Genomic DNA, 16,601 nt, shown 5'->3' on the forward strand with positions numbered 1-16,601 from the left:
TGATTTGCTTTTAGACTATATATTAGACTCATGCATATTTCCTTGATAAATTGATTCTGATGCGTCCCACATTAATACAGTGTGCCCTTCGTACACAGTAGCACTAGAACTTTTATATTTCTTGAATAATTTCATGAATTTATTAAATCCTGAAATTGAATTCTTGTACCCGTAGTCATGCCATAATTTCGCATCAGGGCAAAAGCCGATCTTATATTTGCTTCTCATACGTAAACACAAATCAACATCTTCGCCAGCAGCATTTGGAAATCTTTCATCGAAACCAAACTGCTCAACTACAAACGATTTAATTCCAAAATTTAGAGAAGGCATGTACCATAATTCTTTTTTCTCTGGAAGCAACCACTTACCGGCCAATGTTCCATTTATATCGTGGTAATAATCGAGAAGAGTTTTACCCCATGAGTAAGTCATGCCTCCAACTGCTCCAAAGTCAGTTTTCGAAAGGAATGAAGTCATTTGTTCATTCCATTTCTTATCTAAAATACAGTCATGATCGGTAAATAATAGGTATTCAGCACCTATACCGATTGCTTTGTCTATACCAATATTTCTTGCCCTAGCCGGCCCTCCATTTTCATTTAATAGAATATGCTCAACAAACACGTGGTGAAGTTTATATTTCAACGGGCTTGCATCATCAACTAAATAAACGTTGTCAAAAGGCTTAGTTTGCTCTTGCACACTATCAAGTAACCTATCTAGACATTTAACATCCCACTGATTTTTAATATAGCAAGGAATTATTAGAGCATTCATTTACCAACATAATTTAAGTTTACTCTATCATGGTGACGTTGTCTGTCACAAATCATAATTGCAGCATGCATTTATTTTACTATGATACAATAGAAATTTGAAAATTACAATATTGACTTTCAATTTTTTTAAGAAATCAATATTATTTTTAAAGGGGATATGTTGTACTCATTATGTGAACAGATCTGAATATCTCTTTACTTAAAGCAATATAAATTCTCAAAAGATATTTCTCACCTTTTCCATATCCTTATCCACCTTTGAGTTTACAATTTTCGCATAAAGTTGTGTATGCTTTAGCGTTGTGTGGCCTAACATTTTACTGACTGATTCAATGGGAACACCCTGAGATAACGTGACTGTCGTTGCAAAGGTGTGCCTGGCCAGGTGCATGAAAAGTTTACGATCGATACCTGCTAGTTTACCAATGGTTTTTAAGGAAAGGTTCAGCTTCTGGTTGCAAGGTATCAACCATTGAAAATCCCGGCAATCCTCGGTTGGAGAATATTTAAGTAAAATATTCTCTGCTGCTTTTATCAGAGGTATATAACTCAGCACAGTTGATTTGGTCCGATATTTCTCAATGTGCATTTCACCATTAGGATCTACGATAATATGAATTCTTTTTAAGTCCTTAATATCTGAATAGGCTAGACCTGTGAAACATGCCAAAAGAAAAATATCTCTGTTTCGTTCCATAGCCGGGGAAAGATTTTCCAGTTTTTGAAGTAATTTAATTTCATCGGTTGTGAGATATTCTCTATTCACCGGTTTTCGAGTAAGTGATAGGTCTCTAAAAGGATTGTGTCGGATGACTCCAAGTTTTACCGGCTCTTCCAATATTGTTTTTAAGCAATTCATTAATGCAGAAGAAGAATTGTGACTGTTGGCCTTTTCTTTTCTTAGAAATTTGAAAAAGCCTTCCAGAAAATCTTTATTCACTCTGCTTACAGGTAAGTTCTTTTGGCTACGTTTCACTTGCAGATATTCCAAAAGGTATCTTGCAGTTCGCTTGTATTTATACAGGGTAGTTATTGAAAGGTCGACACCGACACGACTTTCAAAATCTTTAATCATCAGATTTACGTAATCCATTAACGTTTGAGGAGGCTCGGCTTTACCTTTTAATCGGTCAATCAACTCATCAAGAGTAAAGTCTACGAGGATCCTTTTCATGGAATTGAATTGTTCTTCCACTTTAATGCTGAGTTTCGCCAGCTCTTTATTAATAAACGAAGCGTTTTTTGATGTAGAATCAACCATTCCTGAACCAGAAATCCAATGATTCGATGAAATGGAAAGACCGGTATTGATTTCTTTCCTCTCCCCCAAATAAACAAGCTTAACTACAATCGGATGTTCTCCGTTTTTGAGTCTGTAGCCATTACGTAAAAGAAAACTGATTGAGATTTCGTCAAGAGAGTGTCTCCTGTTAGAATTTGCCATAACTGAATTTTTAGTTTTACAAAGTTTGAACAGGTATCCAATCTTGGGACCTGCAATTCTCAGCATTTGGCGACAAAATCTATTTCATAATACAGATAACATAAGTCCAGAAAAAATGTCGTTAGAATGTCGTTAGATCTATGCGCTTTTATGCACAGATTTGCATTTTTTCTAAATCAAAAAGGCCTAAAAATCAACGCATTTCATTGATTTTCAGGCCTTTAAGTGGTGTGGGCCGGGATCGAACCGGCGACACAAGGATTTTCAGTCCTTTGCTCTACCGACTGAGCTACCGCACCATTCCTGAAACACATCACTCCGGTAAGTGGAAGCCTATCCTTCGTTTTTGTGCTTCGGGGCTGCAAATATAGAAGAATGAGCTTTAATATCGAAATCTTTGCCCCTTTATTTCAAATTCAATTGGTTTTCACTGATTACAGGGAGGCATTCGCTACGCTCATTTGTTTTTTTGTCCAATGATGTACGCAAATTGACACAAATGAAATTCGCTACGCTCATTTGGTTGTTGCTCACGGATAGCACAGATTTTCACTGATTTCTTTACCCTTGGATTTTGTGCCTTGGGGATTGGGATTTCCCTTCTTGTCCCTTGGATTTTCTTCCCTGTATCTTGTGCCTTGCCTCAGCTTACATTCCGTATTCACTTAAAAACTTAATGCGCATGATCTTCAGCTGTTCCCAGTTGTAACCACCATCTTCCAGTTCCTGCTGCGCAATTTTCAAATCGCTGGTGCTGCAGGTTTTGAAATAATCAATGATCTCTTCCTGTTCGTATTCATCCAGCCATTCGTCGATTGCGTAATCCAAACGGAGTTTGGTGCCACTGGCAGCAATGGTTTCCATTTCTTCCAGCATTTCATCCATGCGCCAGCCTTTGTTCTTGGCAATGGTTTCAAGCGGAATACGTTTGTCAACATTCTGGATGAGGTATACTTTGTTGCCGCTCTTATTTACCACACTCTTCATCACAAACTCATCGGGCTTTTCAATTTCATTTTCCTCTACATACTTCGCAATCATTTCCACAAATGGTTTGCCATAACGGATCGATTTGCCTTTACTCACGCCCTGGCATTTTTCCAGCTCTTCCAACGTAGTAGGATAAAGCGTAGCCATATCAAGCAATGAATTCTCGAGGAAGATCACAAACGGTGGCAATCCTTTTTTCTTTGCTTCTTTCTGCCGCAGTTCTTTCAGCATTTCAAACAACTTATCGTCTGATGCCAAACCACCGCCACCTGCATCTGCTCCTTCATCATCATCAGCAGTGGCTTCTTCGTATAAATTATTGAGAACAATTTTAAAGCTCTTCGGCTTCTTCAAAAATGCTTCACCTGCTTTGGTGAACTTGAGCAAACCATATTCTTCAATATCTTTCTGCACCAACCCATGCAGTAATAACTGACGGATGAGTGAATTCCAGAAATGCATATCCTTTTCTTTACCGCTTCCGAATTCAGCAATCTGATCGTGGCGATACATCTGGCTCTGTGGTGTTAACCTGCCCATGATCACCGGTATCACATATTCTGTTGCAAAACGTTCGCCCAATGCTTTAATAGCTTTAAGTGCAATCACTGCTTCATCTTTTGCTTCGATCTTTTCTTTTGGATGCAGACAGTTATCACAGTTTCCGCAATTCTCTTGCTGGTATTCTTCCCCAAAATAATGCAGCAATATCTTCCGGCGGCAAACAGAGCTTTCTGCAAACGCAACTGTTTCCTGGATCATTTGTGCAGTTACTTCACGTTCACTTAACGGTTTATCACGCATCAAATGTTCCAGCTTGCTCACATCTTTGTGTGAATAGTAAAGAATACATTTTCCTTCCATACCATCTCTGCCGGCACGTCCTGTTTCCTGGTAATAGTTTTCAATACTCTTTGGAATATTGAAGTGAATCACAAAACGTATATCAGGTTTGTCGATACCCATACCGAAGGCAATGGTGGCAACAATTACCTGCACATCTTCATTCAGGAACTGATCCTGTCTGTCGGCTCTTACCTTTCCATCAAAACCGGCGTGGTAAGCAACGGCTTTAATGCCATTTGCCATCAGCATATCGGCTAACTCTTCCGTTGTTTTACGATTGAGGGTGTAGATAATACCGCTCTTGCCTTTGTTTTGTGAAATAAACTTCACAATGCTTTTCACCGTTTGATCTTTTTTGATCTTGGGTTGAATTTCGTAGTAGAGGTTTCCACGGTTGAACGAAGAAATATAAATATCAGGATTACGTAAGCCGAGATTCTTTACAATATCGCTCTGCACTTTTGGTGTGGCAGTAGCTGTTAAGGCGATGATGGGAATATCAGGATTGATCTGGTCCATCATCTCTTTTAATCGACGGTATTCAGGACGGAAATCATGACCCCACTCACTGATACAGTGTGCTTCATCCACAGCAAAAAAGGAGATCTTCAGATCGCTGAAGAATTCCATGTTTTCCTGCTTGGTGAGTGTTTCAGGAGCCACATAAAGCATTTTTGTTTTGCCTGCCAGCAAATCATCATGCACTTCTTTTATTTCCTTCTTGGTTAATGTTGAATTGAGAAAATGTGCCACATCATCTTTACTGCTGTAGCTACGCACCAGATCAACCTGGTTTTTCATGAGGGCAATCAGCGGACTTACAATGATCGCAACCCCTTCACTCACCAATGCCGGCAACTGGTAACATAAACTTTTACCACCGCCTGTGGGCATGATCACAAACGTATCTTTCCCACTCAGCAGGTTGGTGATCACTGCTTCCTGTGTGCCTTTAAATGCATCAAATCCAAAATGTTCGTTGAGAGCTGCGTACAGATCAATACCTGCTACAGTAGCGCCGGATTTTTTGCCATTTGATTTGGCAGTGGCCCCGTCGGTTTTCCGGGCAGGTTTTTTTGCCGTTTCTTTTACGATGGTTGTTGTTTTTGTCGCTTTTGGCGGAGTTTTTTTCTTAACTGTTGTCATCACTTTTTTTCCTTCACTCTTTGGTTTTACAAACTGGACTTTTCAGCGGGCAGTTGAATGTTTCAGCACGGAGGTGCTTTTTTGTAAGGGGCACGAAGTTACTGAAAACGGGGGAGCTTATTCCCTTCCATTCGTCAAAATGCTGCTAAAAAAGCCTTATTTTAAGATAATTGATTTTTCCGGAACGCCGGCCACAAGATTTACACAGTTCACTCTTTTCTGTTCTGCTGAATTACAGTAGGTTTGCCCCGCCAATGGATAAATTACAGCATACTGATCCTCTTGATGTAGCCCGTCGAACGATTGCTTTGGAGGCCGGGGCCATCGAAGGATTATCTTCTCAGCTTACGGACGATTTCAGCAAAATCTGCCAAACCATCCTCGATGCCAAGGGCCGTTTGATCGTGAGCGGTATTGGAAAAAGTGCGGTGATCGCCCAGAAAATTGTGGCCACCTTCAATTCTACCGGCACACCGGCGGTTTACCTGCATGCTGCTGAAGCCATTCATGGCGACCTGGGAATGATCCTGAGTCATGATGTGGTGATGATCATCAGCAAGAGTGGCGAAAGTCCTGAGATAAAGGTGCTGGCACAACTGGTGAAAAACTTTGGCAACCCGGTGATTGGCATGGTGGGTAATCTTGATTCCTATTTAGCCAAACAAAGCGATCTGTTGCTTGATACAACCGTTAGCCAGGAAGCCTGCCCCAACAATCTTGCCCCTACCAGCAGCACCACTGCACAGATGGTGATGGGTGATGCATTAGCCGTTGCCTTAATGGAATTACGTGGTTTTAAGAGTGAAGATTTTGCCAAGTTTCACCCCGGTGGTGCCTTGGGCAAAAAACTCTACCTGCGTGTCGCTGACCTCTACATCCATAATGAACAACCAAAAGTATCGGCCGATGCGATGCTGAAAGAAGTGATTGTGGAGATATCGAAGAAGCGGTTAGGTGCCACAGCTGTTGTAAATGCGGCTGATGAATTATTGGGTGTGATCACTGATGGTGATTTACGTCGCATGTTGGAAAAGAATAACCGTTTAGATGAGGTATCGGCTGTACAGATCATGACCGCAAATCCAAAATCAATTGAAGCAGAAGCATTAGCTATTGATGCGATGGAACTGATGCGGAAAAATAATATCAGTCAATTACTGGTTGTTAACAACAAACAATACCTTGGCATTATACATTTGCACGATTTAATTAAAGAAGGTTTGATCTAAAAGGTTAGTGGTAAGTAGTGAGTAGTTAGTATTCACCACTCGCCATTTGCCACTCACTAATTACTATGAACAAGAATCATTACGTTGCAATCATGGCCGGTGGAATCGGCAGCCGTTTCTGGCCCATGAGTCGCACGGCATTTCCCAAACAGTTTTTAGATATTCTGCATACGGGACGAACATTGATACAGGGCACCTACGACCGTTATCTCCAGTTCATCCCCAACGAAAATATTTACGTAGTTACCTCCACAGAGTATGCCGATATTGTAAAAAAGCAATTGCCTGATCTGCCTGCTGAAAATATTCTATGTGAACCTTCCCGAAAGAATACGGCTCCCTGTGTAGCTTACATTGCACACAAACTGCAACTGATCAATAAAGATGGTTTGCTGATTTGTGCACCTGCCGATCACCTGATCCTTGATGCACCTGCATTTACCAAGGTATGTACCGATGCATTTGAATTCGTGGATAGTATTAACGCACTGGTTACACTTGGCATTAAACCTACTTATGCTAATACCGGCTATGGTTATATTCAGCACGAAGCCATGCCCGTGGCAGATCATGTGTACAAAGTGAAAACATTTACAGAGAAGCCCAATCTTGAGCTGGCAAAAACCTTTCTCGCCAGTGGTGACTTTTTATGGAATGCCGGCATTTTTGTGTGGAAGGTGAAGAATATCATCAAAGCATTTGAAAAGTTTCTCCCTGAGATGAATGAAGTGTTTGTAGCAGAAAAAGAACATTTCAATACTACTACTGAACAGGAAGCCATTGAACGCATCTACCCGCAATGCACCAATATCTCCATCGATTATGGCATTATGGAGAAAGCAGATAATGTATACGTAGTGCCCTCATCATTTGGCTGGAGCGATCTCGGCACCTGGAACAGCGCTTATGAAAATATGGAGAAAGATTATTTTGGTAATGCTGTGGCAGGTAAACATGTAATGATCATTGATGCAACCAAGAACGTGGTGCATGCTCCGGATAAAAAATTAGTGTTGCTGCAAGGCCTTGATGATTTTATAGTAGTTGACACACACGATGTGTTGCTCATCTGCAAAAAAGAAAAAGAGCAGGAGATCAAAGAATATGTGGCAGAAGTAAAACGAAATAAGGGAGATAAGTTTCTGTAAAGAAGAATACAGAAGATAGAATTCAGGAGACAGAAAAAGGGAGATAATGAATTATCTCCCTTTTTATTATTTATTCCAGCTTCTGTATTCTATCTACTCAATTCTTGTTACTGATAAATTCAAATGCAACAAAATCCTTTCGCATGACTGCTTTCTTTACTCTGCCGGATTGTGTGTAAACTTTGTAACGGTTGAGATCGATCAGTTCATGTGCTTTACAGAAATTTTCCAGCTCTTCTACATGATACAATACTTCGTGCAGCCATTCCACTTCGTGATCAATAGCTTCTTTGCTCCGGTGATCATTGTTGAGCAACACAAGTAAATCCCGCCGCTTATTCCGGTTCATCTGCTTCTTTTTTATAAGAAATATTGCCAGATGTTATTCGCCACAAAAATTATCGTCGCATGTTGACACAAATTGCTTGATAATTTTTTGGCTCATTTCATAACAGATAGCAATTTTTTAATACCCCACCATCCCTTTTTTATTAGGGCAGCCACAGCTGTTTTTCTTTGATGCACTGCAACCGCTTCCCAACATAGTAATAGCAACTACTAACAAAAGAAAACCAAACTTAGTTGAACGCTGCATCTGCAAACTCACAAAATTTTTTCGGAACATTGGATATTTGTTTAAATCGTGATTTCTAAAATAACTACTTTCCCCCACAATTATTGTCATTTCTGCGATGAACGGCCAAAAAAAACGACGGATACTGCTGGCACCTCTCGATTGGGGGCTGGGTCATGCCACCCGTTGTATTCCCATTGTCCGTTCCTTACAGGAGAACGGGCACGAAGTTGTACTTGCTGCTGATGGAGCGGCTGCCGCTTTACTCAGCAGTGAATTTCCCGGCATCGAAATCAAATCATTGAAAGGTTACGGTATCAGGTATAGTAAAAACGCATCGCTGTTTGGCAGTATGCTGCAACAATTACCGGGGATTTTAAACAGCATCCGTTACGAACAACGATGGTTGAATGAACTGTTACAGAAAGAACAGTTTCATCTCGTCATCAGTGATAACCGACCGGGATTTTACAGCAAGCAAATTCCTTCTGTTTATATCACCCACCAACTCCTGATCAATTCAGGAAAAGGAAAATGGCTGAATCGTTTGTTGCAACAACTGCACAGCCGTTACATGAACAACTTCAATTCTGTTTGGGTGCCTGATCTTGAAGGCAATGAAAATCTTGCGGGAGAATTGGCACATCCTGCAAAACCACTTGTTCAACCGGTTTATCTTGGTTTGCTTTCACGTATGAATGCAACTACAACCGAATTGAAATATGATCTGATGATCATGTTATCAGGTCCTGAACCACAACGAACAATACTGGAAGAAAAATTGATCGGCCAGCTTTCAACTTATACGAAAACTGTTTTGCTTGTTCGGGGATTGCCTGAGCAACACAGCAGTACATTACAATTACCCTCACACATCACCGTACACAATCATTTACCGGCTGCTGCTTTGCAGGAAGCTATGTGTTCATCGCAACTGATCATTTGCAGAAGTGGTTATACCACGTTGATGGATCTGATTCGATTGAAGAAAAAAGCAGTACTCATTCCAACACCCGGTCAGCCCGAACAGGAATATCTTGCGGAGTATATGCAACAGCAACAACTGTTTCCATTTATATCACAAACTGATGTAAGCATAGATCATGCAATTACTGTTGCTGAAAAATTTTCTTACCGGTATCCTTTTACGGACACTGATTATGAACAATACAAAGAAGTAATAAATAAACAGGTTGAATTACTAACTACAGCGTAACACAAGTATGGCATACGTATGCAGCGTGCGATAATTAGTTAACCGATGAGCTATGTATACCATGCCTACCCTTGAGAATTATTTCCCAATCCAGTTCTTTCGTTCAAACAACCAGGTAAATGGTCTTTGCGTTTCATGTTTAAGTTCAAATCGCTTAATACTTTTCTCTCTTAATACTTCCATTGCTTCTTCAACTGAATCGGTTAAAATAAATAATTGATCATCGTTTGGAGAAATAGTACCACGCTCTTTCATGTGCTGCACATGTTCCATCATTTCTTTATGAAATGCTTTGCCCATTACAATCACCGGGAAATCTTTGATCTTTTTTGTTTGGATCAATGTAATAGATTCAAACAACTCATCCAATGTACCAAAGCCACCCGGCATACAAATGAAGGCGTAAGAATATTTAATGAGTAATGTTTTCCGTACAAAGAAGTAACGGATGTTTACCCATGTATCGAGGTAAGGATTGGGCTCCTGCTCATGCGGCAACACAATATTGCAGCCAACACTACGTCCACCAACTTGTTTTGCTCCACGGTTGGCAGCTTCCATTAAACCCGGACCTCCACCCGTCATAACAGTAAAGCCCATTTTTGCCACTTCAGCTCCAACTTTCTGGGTGAGTTCATAATATTCATGTCCTTCGTTATAACGTGCTGATCCAAAAATGGTCACGCAAGGACCAACAAATGCAAGACTGCGGTAGCCTCTTATAAACTCCAGCAACACTTTCCATGCAAACTTAAATTCACGCCAGCGGCTTTGTGGACCTTCTAAAAATTTTATTTCACTGGGACTATTCATAACGGTTATTTATAACTGAAAGTTAAGGGAACAACAGATCATATCTTGTTGTCTGATAACAGATGAGAAAAAATAACATTTGTATGAACCTGCAGCGAACCGTATTTTTACTGTCTCTCCGTATATCCTGCTGAACGTACCCCTCTTCCTATCAGGACCAATCAATTTAAATCACAAAAAAAGATCAGTAATGAAAAAAATCTTGTTTTTTTCGGCTGTTGCCGTATCCCTGTTTATTGGTTGCGAAAAGAATGCAGACCTCAGCATTGAACAAAAAGAAGCCGCAAGAATTGCTGTTCCTTTCGCTACACTCGGCACTACCCTCCCTGCAACCAGTGAATCAACCTGTGCGGGTCCTTACACTGTTGTATTGGAAAGCGTTACAAGTAATGGTGATGGTACTTACACCTGGACATGGAGTGTACAAAACCCCAACCCGGGTAATGGCACAAACGGAACTATCCAGAATCTCAGTCACTGGGATATTACCTTAGGTGCCTGCGTAACCTTTGAAGATGTGGTGAGTGGTGCTACCAGCACAAACGGAACAGACTGGACAGCGTTCACTCCGTCGTTTGAAGTAGATAATTCGTTCAACACTCCTAACTGTAATATGACTACAGTTAACGTTTTGAAATTTGACTTGGGAACTACAGCTGCTGCAAAAAGTTATTATCGTTTAACAATCGATAAAAACGTAGATGTTGATCCTGCAGTTACCGCTTATTATAAGAGTGGTGCAACAACGAAATGTGGCACATTTTGCTTCGCCGGCTTTGGATGTGAGGTTGAAGAAGGTTGCAGTTTCAGCCAGGGCTACTGGTTTGCAAAACCAAATTTAGTTTGGCCTGATGTGAATGGTGCTGATGAAGGTAATGTAACAATCGGTGGTCACTTTTATACACAAGCTGAGGGCAAAGCCATCTGGAACTCATCAAATGCTGGCGGTATTGCCGATACGAAAAAAGCATTCTTACAGGTTGCAGCTATTAAACTGAGTGCAGATAATGTTTTAGTTACTGCAACTGTTTGGGATGATGTACAGATCGTTGAAACATGGTTAAGCAGTTTACCAAAACTTACACCTGCCAACCTGAAGAACTGGAAAAATAAAGATGCAGCTGCTGCAGCTGGTCGTATAGGTGATTGGATCACACTCAATCATTGCGAATAAAAAACTTACATAATTAACAGCAAAAGCCGGAAGAAATTTCTTCCGGCTTTTTTATGTTGCCTATTTATTCTTCTTTGGCATCCATTCCATTTCAGGAACAAGTGCCGGTTCTTTAAAATAATACAACCGCAAACTATCGTTCCACCCATTGGGGTTTTTATTAAATGTTTTGCTGCTGAAAAAGATCATCCCCTGCATGTTGGGTGTGTTGCGTAGTAATTCGATCTGTCGTGGAATAAGCGTACTGTCTTTCCATGCATCGCTGCTGCCTGCACGATAAATTCCCAAGCCTATATAACAATGTTTGCCATAAGTGTTTTTGCTCCACCAATCGATCAGTATTTCGTAAGGAGCAGCTTTGTGGCCAAACTCCCAATAGAGTTGCGGAGCTACATAATCGATCCAGCCTTTTTGCAACCACAAAAGAATATCTGCATACAAGTCATCGTAGTTTGTTTGTCCGGCTTTGGTGTTGCTGCCTCTTGGGTCTTGATCACTGTTGCGCCAAACACCAAAGGGACTGATGCCAAATTTCACCCAGGGTTTTGTTTGTTTGATCATTCGACTCAACCCAACAATTACCGAATCAACATTACTTCTCCGCCAATCATCTTTTGTAAGTCCGTTTTTATATTGTTGATAGGAGACTGAATCAGGAAATTCTTTCTCTGCAATACGATAAGGATAAAAGTAGTCATCAAAGTGAATGGCATCTACATCATAACGTTCCGTCATATCACGGATTACTTCTACTACAAATGCCTGCGCCTCTTTATTCCCCGGATCGAAATACTTCTTACCCCCATACTCTACAAACCATGTTGGGTGAAGACGTGTAATATGTGATGGGGCGATCGATGCTTTTCCCATACTGAAATCTGCACGGTATGGATTACACCATGCATGAAATTCCATTCCACGTTTATGCGTTTCCGTGATCATAAACGCCAACGGATCGTAATAAGGAGATGGGGGCTTGCCTTGCACACCGCTTAACCATTCGCTCCATGGTTCGTATGGTGATGGATAAAATGCATCCGTTGCGGGTCGCACCTGCATGATCACTGCATTCATACCATTGCTTTTATGCAGATCAAGTATGCGGATGAATTCTGCTTTTTGTGAATCTACAGGAATACCTTTTTTTGATGGCCAATCGATATTATCAACTGTTGCGATCCATACTGCCCTGAACTCCTGTTTAGGTTGGGCTGCAACAACTGATTGCAAAAAAATGAGAACGAACAGAAAATAACCACGTGCCATATCCGAAATTAATCAGAACCACGCACTTTATCGAGCAAAGAGTTGAGTTGCTTGGCATCTTCTACTGAAAGATTATTCATTACACCATCAATGAACGACTGTGTACTGTCCAGTTTATGCAGAAGCTTTTTCCCTTTTGCTGTAATGATCACATCAACAAGCCGTTTATCTTTTTTGCTGATGGTTTTCTTTGCAAGATTTTTCAGGATGAGCCGATCGACAATACGACTGGTATCACTCATTTTATCAAGCATGCGTTCACGAATCTGTAGTGTTGAAAGAGGTGTATCACTGCCACGTAAAATGCGGAGGATGTTGAATTGTTGAAGTGTGAGATCTTCCTGATCCAAAAATTCTTTTAGTTTTTCTGTAACCCAGTTATGCGTAAAGATGAGATTGACAACCGTTTTATGATGTTCATTTCTGAACTTCCGTATTTGTTTGATATCCGTTTCTAAACTCATAAGCTGGTAGTTTTAAATGAAAGGTTTGCACTCAAACGAATTTACTATCCGGCAATTGTTGCATCAGCAAACAATGCGTTTATTTAACAACTCAGTTAATAACATTGCCTGTCACTAAATAGTTTTCAAAGGTAATTGTTGCGTGATTGCTGTTCAATCCTGTTTAATCGGAGGGACGGATAAAAGGCTCTTAATTGCCGGCAAATTTCGATGCGCCAACCAGCAGAATACCCGTAATAGAATCAATGCGGCCATTCTTCAGTTGCTCATCACTTTCAAATCCTTTACCAAAGATGGTTTTTGTTTTCTGTCTTATCTCAACATCTTTGGTGGTATACAGCTTATGCAAATTCTGTTCCCAATAAAGTTCTTCAGTTTTAAGCGTGTCGCCATCGATCCTTATCACCACCACACTGTCAGTGAGCACAATGCGGCTTTGCTGTTCGTAATACCATGCTTTTTTTGCATCGAGGTAACTTTCTATCTGCATGCTGTCGTTATAAAAATCAACATGCAGTGAATTCGGGAACTCAACTCTGGGAACACTATCGAAGTAACGCAGCATGAGCGGTGCGGTAAGTTTGGCTTTCATTCTTCCACCCTGGCTGAGGTAACTGGTTACATTTTTCACCTCATCAACCGAAAGACGGGTGCGTTGCATGTCACGGATTTTTTCAAGATCATTTTCGCATGCCATGAAAAAAAAGCAGCCCATGATTAGTGCTGCTGCTTTCTTTATAGAAAAAATATGGTTGCGAATGTTAATCATATTTCCGTTTAATGAACCAGATATCACTCAACGAGAAGCCAATCGTAAACCTGAAATAATTTTCACGAAGTAACATGGTACGGTTACCACGCTGGCCAAATTCAAAAGCTGTATTTACTATGTTGCTCTTGTTGATTTCCTGGTAAGTAAAACGTTTGATAGGTAATCCTACACCAAATGTAATACCATACGTGTTCATATTGCCATCAACTGTGTATGGTTCTAATCCGTAGTTAAACCCTGCACGGTACATTACCTGGCTCCAGTAAGATTTTGCACGACCGGTAATATCGGGTATAAACTGTCCGCCTACTTTTATCTGCCATCCGTCCTGCAGCATATCTTTTGCTCCGTTGTAACGATAGTCGCCCCATTTCGAGATCACATAATCTGCACCTAAGCGTAAGCTGCTTTTTCCATCGTGTTCATACATCAACCCAAAACCATAAGTTGAAGGAAAGAGAATGTTCCCTTTAATATCTGTTACCTCTGAAATTGAATCAAGTTGCTGATCATTTCCTGTTGACTGATCAATAAGATAAGTTTCATACAGTTCGTCACGGGTTGAACGCATACTGCTTTGTAAGGTTGAGTAAGCACCCAGGTGCAACAAACTTGATTTGCGGTTAACGGTATCAACCTTTAGTTTGATCATGTACTGCACACCCACTTCTGCAAAGGCAGCACCAAACTTATTGCGGATCTTTTTCTGCCCGCTACGGTAGCGGCCAAATGCCGTATCGTTGTAAATATTTACTCTCGTTGTATAATCGGCCGTACCAAAACGGTAGCCGCCATTTACACCAATGCTGAAATTTTTAATACCAATTGCAGTACCTAAAAATGCCTGGTAACTTCCACCGGTTCCTTCGTAAAAGGTAATGACGCTGTCTCCTGAAGAAAGACGGCCGCCCGATTGAATATTGTAACTCACCTTAGTAACCGGGCGAAGGCCAAATGCCAATCCCCAATTTACTTTTGATTTTACGGGTTTGATCTGGAAACCTGCTGCCAGGTAAGGGATCACCGCATTACTGGAGGTATATGTTTCGCCCCTGTTATTACTCAACTTACGGCTGTTGATGTCGATCCCCACTTCAAGGATCGAACGCTGCAGGCCAAAACGGCTGTAAGAAGCAGGGTTTACGAAATTGATTGTTTGAAAGTCGCTATATGCAGCCCCTAAATGGCCCATACCCCTTGTGGCAACATTGCCTGTAGGAACAATATCGCCTAAACCGTAACGGCTCCAGGGCGAATTATCCTGTGAAATAGCGGGAAAAATAACTGATAACGATAGCACGAACACCAACGAAACACGCTTACCGATTGAACTCACTGATTGCATACAGACCTTTAAATATTAGTTGAGGGTCTGCAAATATCTGGTTTTTGAGCAGAGGAGCAAAATGAAGCGTATCGCCCCCGGTTAATTGCACGTTAAAGTTCCCGTACTTTTCAGCATATGCATCAATGATTCCATCGATCTCTTTGGCCATCCCCCAAGCCACACCGCTGAGCAAATTGGTCTTTGTATCGTACCCAATTAAAGGGAAGTGCCACTCCATATTTACCAATGGCAGCTTGGCTGTAAACCCATGCATGGCTTTGAAGCGCATTTCAAGCCCGGGTGAAATACTACCACCCAAAAACTGGTTCTGATTATTGATGAAATTGTAGGTGATGCAGGTACCTAAACCAATGGCTAAATTATTTTTTTGGGGGAAGAGATAAACGGCAGCCGCACAAAGGGCTAACCGATCGGCACCAATGGTTTCTGGTTTACCAACCGGGGTGCTGAATGGCAGTTTTGTGAGATGTGATAATTTATGAAAGTTGGTATGGCTGCTCAACACGTCTTCCACTTCGGGTTGATGATTCACCACCGATGAAAGAATCGTAAACTGTGGTTTGTATTTCTGAACGATCTCTTCAATGGTTGAACGGTTATCATCTGGCAGAATTAGAATTTCTTTCAGTTGATCCTGTTCAAACACCGCTGCTTTTAAACGTGTGTTGCCGAAATCGAAACAAATGGTGATGGACATGTGTGCAAGTTATAGATCAAAATCAAACGATTCCAGGTTCCTGAAATGTCCGTTAAGTTTTACTTTGTCTTTCAGGTTTTCCATTTCCGACAGCATGGGAATTACTTTGCCTAAATGTCGTTTCAGGTATTCCTGCCGCTGCCCTTCACGAAAAAGCCCAAGCAATTCATATTCTTCATCAATATTCAAACCCATATGATGTGCCACATCAAAGGCTTTTAATTCTTCTTCCGGCTTTTTAAAATCTTTACTTACTTCCAGCAGGCGATGCAGTTCTTTAATTCCCTTCACCACTTTTTGCATCAATTCACGTTTGCCGTCATCCGTATCATCTGGATAAGTAACAATAGCCCCACTGTATAGTTTCTCCGGTATTTCTTTAATGAGTTCCAGCAAACGAAACACTTTTATACCACGTGTAGTAATATCCATTTTCCCATCTTCATACACTTTCTTAATAGCTGTTACTTCCACCAATGTACCGAGGTCTTTTAATTCTTTATTTACAACTGCAGGAATGCCAAATGGTTTTTTCTGTTCAAAACATTCGGCAATGAGTTGTTTGTAACGTGGTTCAAATATGTGGAGGTTGAGATTTTCGCCCGGAAAAACAATAATGCTCAAAGGGAAGATGGGAATAAAATTGGTCATGCAGTGGTTGGTTCTGTTTACAAATTAACGAAGAAACCACT

16 protein-coding genes and 1 tRNA gene are annotated in these 16,601 nt (G+C 40.9%); 4 read left to right on the forward strand and 13 right to left on the reverse strand.

All coding sequences use genetic code 11. The features are described from left to right. Positions 1-15 precede the first annotated feature (15 nt). From VK159_RS09705 to recQ, 4 genes are all read right to left on the reverse strand, one after another. The gene (locus tag VK159_RS09705) at positions 16-780 is read right to left on the reverse strand and encodes a glycosyltransferase family 2 protein (protein ID WP_324229935.1); all 765 of its coding nucleotides are present in this window, start codon (positions 778-780) and stop codon (positions 16-18) included. Positions 781-999: 219 nt separating this feature from the next. Next, positions 1,000-2,226 carry a site-specific integrase gene (locus VK159_RS09710; protein WP_324229936.1) on the reverse strand — a complete coding sequence of 409 codons (1,227 nt, stop codon included), beginning with the start codon at positions 2,224-2,226 and terminating at the stop codon, positions 1,000-1,002. Between the two features lie 226 nt (positions 2,227-2,452). Beyond that, positions 2,453-2,525, reverse strand: a tRNA-Phe gene (locus VK159_RS09715). Positions 2,526-2,874: 349 nt separating this feature from the next. Continuing rightward, positions 2,875-5,208: a DNA helicase RecQ gene (gene recQ, locus VK159_RS09720; protein ID WP_324229937.1), complete on the reverse strand. Its 2,334-nt coding sequence runs from the start codon at positions 5,206-5,208 to the stop codon at positions 2,875-2,877. A 254-nt stretch (positions 5,209-5,462) separates the two neighbouring features. Here recQ and VK159_RS09725 point away from each other — a divergent pair, with 254 nt between their 5' ends. Continuing rightward, the gene (locus tag VK159_RS09725; protein ID WP_324229938.1) at positions 5,463-6,437 is read left to right on the forward strand and encodes a KpsF/GutQ family sugar-phosphate isomerase; all 975 of its coding nucleotides are present in this window, start codon (positions 5,463-5,465) and stop codon (positions 6,435-6,437) included. A 65-nt stretch (positions 6,438-6,502) separates the two neighbouring features. Further along, positions 6,503-7,585, forward strand: coding sequence for a mannose-1-phosphate guanylyltransferase (locus tag VK159_RS09730; protein WP_324229939.1), 1,083 nt, complete (start codon positions 6,503-6,505; stop codon positions 7,583-7,585). A 97-nt stretch (positions 7,586-7,682) separates the two neighbouring features. On the opposite strand, the gene VK159_RS09735 is transcribed toward VK159_RS09730, so the two are convergent. Together VK159_RS09735 and VK159_RS09740 are read right to left on the reverse strand one after the other, a co-directional pair. Beyond that, the gene (locus VK159_RS09735) at positions 7,683-7,934 is read right to left on the reverse strand and encodes a hypothetical protein (RefSeq protein ID WP_324229940.1); all 252 of its coding nucleotides are present in this window, start codon (positions 7,932-7,934) and stop codon (positions 7,683-7,685) included. Positions 7,935-8,051: 117 nt separating this feature from the next. Next, positions 8,052-8,210, reverse strand: a complete 159-nt coding sequence (locus tag VK159_RS09740) for a hypothetical protein (RefSeq protein WP_324229941.1) — start codon at positions 8,208-8,210, stop codon at positions 8,052-8,054. 67 nt (positions 8,211-8,277) lie between these two features. On the opposite strand from VK159_RS09740, the gene VK159_RS09745 reads away from it, so the two are divergent. Next, positions 8,278-9,375 carry a glycosyltransferase gene (locus VK159_RS09745; protein ID WP_324229942.1) on the forward strand — a complete coding sequence of 366 codons (1,098 nt, stop codon included), beginning with the start codon at positions 8,278-8,280 and terminating at the stop codon, positions 9,373-9,375. Positions 9,376-9,453: 78 nt separating this feature from the next. On the opposite strand, the gene VK159_RS09750 is transcribed toward VK159_RS09745, so the two are convergent. Beyond that, positions 9,454-10,188, reverse strand: a complete 735-nt coding sequence (locus tag VK159_RS09750; protein ID WP_324229943.1) for a TIGR00730 family Rossman fold protein — start codon at positions 10,186-10,188, stop codon at positions 9,454-9,456. 190 nt (positions 10,189-10,378) lie between these two features. Here VK159_RS09750 and VK159_RS09755 point away from each other — a divergent pair, with 190 nt between their 5' ends. Further along, entirely contained in the window at positions 10,379-11,362 is a 984-nt protein-coding gene (locus VK159_RS09755; RefSeq protein ID WP_324229944.1) for a hypothetical protein, read from the forward strand. Positions 11,363-11,422: 60 nt separating this feature from the next. Here the strand turns inward: VK159_RS09755 and VK159_RS09760 are convergent, their stop codons facing one another. From VK159_RS09760 to VK159_RS09785, 6 genes are all read right to left on the reverse strand, one after another. After that, positions 11,423-12,628, reverse strand: coding sequence for a glycoside hydrolase family 10 protein (locus VK159_RS09760; protein WP_324229945.1), 1,206 nt, complete (start codon positions 12,626-12,628; stop codon positions 11,423-11,425). Between the two features lie 8 nt (positions 12,629-12,636). Beyond that, positions 12,637-13,092: a MarR family winged helix-turn-helix transcriptional regulator gene (locus VK159_RS09765; protein WP_324229946.1), complete on the reverse strand. Its 456-nt coding sequence runs from the start codon at positions 13,090-13,092 to the stop codon at positions 12,637-12,639. A gap of 190 nt (positions 13,093-13,282) precedes the next feature. Continuing rightward, positions 13,283-13,861, reverse strand: coding sequence for an LPS export ABC transporter periplasmic protein LptC (gene lptC, locus VK159_RS09770; RefSeq protein ID WP_324229947.1), 579 nt, complete (start codon positions 13,859-13,861; stop codon positions 13,283-13,285). Beyond that, positions 13,854-15,209 carry a hypothetical protein gene (locus VK159_RS09775; RefSeq protein ID WP_324229948.1) on the reverse strand — a complete coding sequence of 452 codons (1,356 nt, stop codon included), beginning with the start codon at positions 15,207-15,209 and terminating at the stop codon, positions 13,854-13,856. Before VK159_RS09775 ends, lptC begins: the two co-directional genes overlap by 8 nt. After that, positions 15,184-15,909 carry a type III pantothenate kinase gene (locus tag VK159_RS09780; protein WP_324229949.1) on the reverse strand — a complete coding sequence of 242 codons (726 nt, stop codon included), beginning with the start codon at positions 15,907-15,909 and terminating at the stop codon, positions 15,184-15,186. Before VK159_RS09780 ends, VK159_RS09775 begins: the two co-directional genes overlap by 26 nt. A 9-nt stretch (positions 15,910-15,918) precedes the next feature. Continuing rightward, positions 15,919-16,560, reverse strand: coding sequence for an LON peptidase substrate-binding domain-containing protein (locus tag VK159_RS09785; RefSeq protein ID WP_324229950.1), 642 nt, complete (start codon positions 16,558-16,560; stop codon positions 15,919-15,921). Positions 16,561-16,601: the final 41 nt, after the last annotated feature.

The sequence above is a fragment of the Lacibacter sp. genome, assembly GCF_035299325.1.
GTDB lineage: Bacteria > Bacteroidota > Bacteroidia > Chitinophagales > Chitinophagaceae > Lacibacter.

Coding starts and splice junctions, on each gene's coding strand:
- VK159_RS09730 (WP_324229939.1), top strand. CDS start 6,503: ATGAACAAGAATCATTACGTTGCAATCATGGCCGGTGGAATCGGCAGC.
- VK159_RS09745 (WP_324229942.1), top strand. CDS start 8,278: ATGAACGGCCAAAAAAAACGACGGATACTGCTGGCACCTCTCGATTGG.
- VK159_RS09710 (WP_324229936.1), bottom strand. CDS start 2,226: ATGGCAAATTCTAACAGGAGACACTCTCTTGACGAAATCTCAATCAGT.
- VK159_RS09755 (WP_324229944.1), top strand. CDS start 10,379: ATGAAAAAAATCTTGTTTTTTTCGGCTGTTGCCGTATCCCTGTTTATT.
- VK159_RS09725 (WP_324229938.1), top strand. CDS start 5,463: ATGGATAAATTACAGCATACTGATCCTCTTGATGTAGCCCGTCGAACG.
- VK159_RS09760 (WP_324229945.1), bottom strand. CDS start 12,628: ATGGCACGTGGTTATTTTCTGTTCGTTCTCATTTTTTTGCAATCAGTT.
- VK159_RS09775 (WP_324229948.1), bottom strand. CDS start 15,209: ATGCAATCAGTGAGTTCAATCGGTAAGCGTGTTTCGTTGGTGTTCGTG.
- recQ (WP_324229937.1), bottom strand. CDS start 5,208: ATGACAACAGTTAAGAAAAAAACTCCGCCAAAAGCGACAAAAACAACA.
- VK159_RS09785 (WP_324229950.1), bottom strand. CDS start 16,560: ATGACCAATTTTATTCCCATCTTCCCTTTGAGCATTATTGTTTTTCCG.
- VK159_RS09750 (WP_324229943.1), bottom strand. CDS start 10,188: ATGAATAGTCCCAGTGAAATAAAATTTTTAGAAGGTCCACAAAGCCGC.
- VK159_RS09780 (WP_324229949.1), bottom strand. CDS start 15,909: ATGTCCATCACCATTTGTTTCGATTTCGGCAACACACGTTTAAAAGCA.
- VK159_RS09735 (WP_324229940.1), bottom strand. CDS start 7,934: ATGAACCGGAATAAGCGGCGGGATTTACTTGTGTTGCTCAACAATGAT.
- VK159_RS09740 (WP_324229941.1), bottom strand. CDS start 8,210: ATGTTCCGAAAAAATTTTGTGAGTTTGCAGATGCAGCGTTCAACTAAG.
- VK159_RS09765 (WP_324229946.1), bottom strand. CDS start 13,092: ATGAGTTTAGAAACGGATATCAAACAAATACGGAAGTTCAGAAATGAA.
- VK159_RS09705 (WP_324229935.1), bottom strand. CDS start 780: ATGAATGCTCTAATAATTCCTTGCTATATTAAAAATCAGTGGGATGTT.
- lptC (WP_324229947.1), bottom strand. CDS start 13,861: ATGATTAACATTCGCAACCATATTTTTTCTATAAAGAAAGCAGCAGCA.